Consider the following 421-nt stretch of genomic DNA (forward strand, 5'->3'; position numbering starts at 1 on the left):
CGAGACGCAGGGGCTGGACAGGCTCTGGTGGAGGAAGGCATCGGCGTCGCGCCGCAGAAGTTCCTGCGACGGCGCATGGCTCTGCTTGACGCTCCATTCCTGTCGTGCCGCCGCCTTGTTGGATTCGCCTTCGGTATGGACGAGCGTCATTGGCCGAACAACTCCGTTATGGTCTCTTCGCCGAGCCCGATGCCGGTGCTGGCGCCGGTGCCGCTGGCCTGGCTGGTGCTGGTGCGCGTGCTGCTGCACTGGGCCACCACCGCGCTGCCGCTGATCGTGGTCAGCCCGCTGCTGGCCGAAATGCTGCATCTGCCGCATGACCAGCTGCCGATGTTGCTGGCATCGTTGCTGCTGGGAACGCCGTTGCTGAGCCTGATCGGGGGCGTGGTCGCCGCGCTGACCGTCGGCATCCGACGCTCTG

The 421-nt window shown here is 67.2% G+C and carries 1 pseudogene; it reads left to right on the top strand.

Features of this window, described 5'->3' with window-relative positions:
* Positions 1-195: 195 nt before the first annotated feature.
* Positions 196-421, top strand: a pseudogene (locus EN850_RS33745) (heme exporter protein CcmB); the annotation flags it as partial.

This window comes from Mesorhizobium sp. M8A.F.Ca.ET.207.01.1.1, from assembly GCF_004794715.1.
In the GTDB taxonomy this organism is placed as follows: domain Bacteria; phylum Pseudomonadota; class Alphaproteobacteria; order Rhizobiales; family Rhizobiaceae; genus Mesorhizobium.